The sequence below is a fragment of the Faecalibacterium sp. DFI.5.82 genome (assembly GCF_029076575.1).
Classification (GTDB): Bacteria; Bacillota; Clostridia; order Oscillospirales; family Ruminococcaceae; genus Faecalibacterium; species Faecalibacterium duncaniae.
The window spans coordinates 1-291 of record NZ_JARFIS010001034.1 but is presented as its reverse complement, the minus strand read 5'-3'; the positions used below and the strand labels follow the sequence as shown (position 1 = coordinate 291).

Sequence of the window (291 nt, the reverse complement as noted above, 5' to 3'; positions counted from 1 at the left end):
GCACCATCCGTGCGGGCGGCACCGCGCTGGGCGATGCGGCCCTTGCTTCGGATGTGGAGATCCTGGATACGACAGCGGAGGGGTTGGCTGGGACAGTAAGTCCCAGCCGCCTCTCGGGGGTGACACTTTCTGCCTCGGATGTCCGTTACTACACCGTGGATGAGAACGGTGCCATTGACCGGCTCATCCTGAACGATGCCACAGGCGACCTGTGGACCTACGGTGTGCTGGATGATGTGACCAACCTCATCAGCACCGCAGCCAGCTCCACCACGAACACTGGCTCCGGCT

Annotated in this window: 1 pseudogene; it reads left to right on the top strand. The window is 62.9% G+C overall.

Annotation, left to right across the window (positions count from 1 at the left end):
• Positions 1-291, top strand: a pseudogene (locus P0G09_RS20015) (S-layer homology domain-containing protein); the annotation flags it as partial.